General features: G+C 70.3%; 2 protein-coding genes. Both read left to right on the top strand.

Annotated elements, in window-relative coordinates:
* Positions 1-77: 77 nt before the first annotated feature.
* Positions 78-1,211, top strand: coding sequence for a hypothetical protein (locus AC1D15_RS26690; RefSeq protein WP_465115004.1), 1,134 nt, complete (start codon positions 78-80; stop codon positions 1,209-1,211).
* Between the two features lie 18 nt (positions 1,212-1,229).
* Positions 1,230-2,515: D-alanyl-D-alanine carboxypeptidase family protein (locus tag AC1D15_RS26685; protein ID WP_477828375.1), on the top strand; the 1,286-nt coding region annotated here is incomplete at its 3' end.

The following is a 2,515-nucleotide window of genomic DNA, read 5'->3' as shown; positions in this document are numbered from 1 at the left end:
GCTGTCCACGCTCGCCGACCCGGCCGCCCTGCGCAACCTGCCCTGAGCCGCGCCCCCTGACCCACGGAGACCTTGTCATGTTCAGACACTTCGCCACCCTCGTCTCGCCCGACACCTTGTTCAGGGCCCACCCGGCCGAGCTCGCCTGGCTGCTGGAAGAAACCTGGCGCCAGCGCTTCGACATCCAGGCCAAGGCGCTCGGCGACCCCGACCGCCGCAGCGCGCTCAGCGCCTCGCCGACGCCCAGCCCGCTGGGCGCGCCGCTGTCGGACGAGCTCAGCGACATCCTGACCTTCTTCGACAGCAGTGGCGGCGACCCCGTCGAGATCGCGCGCCAGTTCCGCTGGGACCACCTGATCTACGCCTACATGATCGAGAACACCCGCGCCTACGAGGTGTTCAAGCGCGTGGTCCACGAGTTCGTGCACGGCGAGAAGCTCGGCGTGCCCGATGCCGATTCGCAGGCCTGGCTGCGCAACACCGAGGAGCTGTTCTTCAAGGACGGCGCGCCGTTCTTCGTCACCTCGCTGGTCAGCCACATCCGCAGCGACCTGCGCGCGAACCGCCGCAACCCCTACCAGCGCATGTTCGGCATGGAGCTGAACCACGGCATGGACGACGGCAAGCCGCAGCCCTACGTGCGCGCCGAGGCGGCGAACGCCGAGTTCGTGCCGACCTTCGAGGAGTTCCTGCGCGAGGTCTGGGTCGGCATGACCTACGTCACCGCGAGCGCCAGCAGCAACCCGACCGACCCGGCCAAGATCGTCACGCTGGCCAGCAAGCTGAAGAACATGCTGCTGTCGCGCCGCCAGGACGGCAACCTGTCGCGCGAGGAGTTCTCGGCGGTGACCGCGATGGCGTGGTTCCACCTGACGCTCGAGTACAAGAACGATGGCGCCAGCGCGCCGATCGTCGCGTCGCTGCGGGCGCAGGCCAACGGCACCGAGCAGCGGCTGTTCAAGGTCGCGGAGCGCGTCGGCCTGCCGGCGCACGGGCTGTCGAAGCACTTCTTCGACATCGCCGACGCGATCTCGCGGATCCTGACGCAGATCGAGAGCAACGACTACGACACCACCGACAAGGTGCGCGCGCTGTTCACGCCGGACACCACGCTGCAGGCCACCCCCGAGGCGGCGATGCGGACCATCATCACGCACTGGACAGCGATCACCGGCCGCGATGTCAAGGCCCGCAAGGTCGCGCCCAACTGAGCGCCGGAGGTCGATGCCATGAAGCCGGATTCCCCCTTCCTGTCGGCCTACCCGACGCCGGAGCACGAGACCGCCCCCGAGGCGCCGCCGGCCCGCGGTGCCGGGCTCGGTGCGCTGCTGTTCGAAAGCCCGTACGTGCGGCTCGCGCTCGTCGACCATGAGGACGACGCGCAGTCGGAGTGCGAGGCCTGCCGCTGCCACGAGTTGGACAACGAACTGGACGACGAAGCCCCCGAGTCCGAAGTCGACGACACGCCAGTGGTCGATGCGCCGCTGTCGGCCGACGACCGCACCTGGGTGCTCGACCTGCGCCGCTCGGCGCTGGAGCGCCTGCCGGACGCGGCGTTGCAGCGCAAGTACCTGAAGGAGGTCGACTGGAAGGACGTGGAGTTCCCCGACAACGTACCCCCCGGCGGCTCGGCGACGGCGGCCGTGAAGGCGCACTGGGCCTTGTCGGAGCGGCTGTTCGCCGACATGGCCCGCGTGACGCCGGAGCGGCGCGTGAACCTGGGCGACACGAAGATCGCGTTCCGCGCGCACCGCCCGGTGGCCGTGCCGGGCCAGAAAGGCGCGCAGCTGTACGCCGAGGCCAGCGCGGCCTTCGTGCGCATGCGCGAGGCGGCACTGCAAGAGGGCGTGACGCTGGACATCACCTCGTCGTGGCGTTCGGCCGGCCACCAGGCGGCCCTGAGCGCCTCGCAGCCGAATGCGAAGGCGGTGGCCAAGGGCCACTCCGCGCACATGTACGGCCTGGCGGTCGACCTGCAGATGTCGGTGCGCGGCCTCGATGTGTCGGGCAAGAGCCAGACCCGCACCGCAGAGAAGATGGCCAAGCTGGTGCGCATGTACCGCTCGCCGGTCTACAAGTGGATGATGCTGCGCGGCAAGGCMTTCGGCTGGTACCCGTACCGCCGCGAGCCCTGGCATTGGGAATACAACCCGCCGGGGCTGAAGGCGCGCTTCGAGGGGGGCTCGGCTCCTGCATCGACGTCTGCGAAGGCGACCGCCACCACCACGCTGTCGGCCGGTGGCCAGCCCAAGGCGTGGGTGCGCTTTGCGCAGCGCGTGCTGAACGCCACCGCGGGCGAGCGGCTCTCCGACGACGGCGATGCCGGCCCGCTGACGCGCGCCGCGCTCGCCCGCTTTCGCGACAAGCACCGGCTCGGCGGCAGCTCGGAGCCGGGCAGCTCCACCGACATCGCGCTGACGCAGCGCGCGCTGGAGCACCTCTCGCACACCTCGATGTTCGCGGCGCTCGGCACGCGCGACGCCAGGCTGGACCAGGCGCTCGCGGCCTTCCGCGC

It is taken from the genome of Rhizobacter sp. P2_H2 (assembly GCF_056403375.1).
This window is presented reverse-complemented; position numbering and strand designations above follow the sequence as displayed.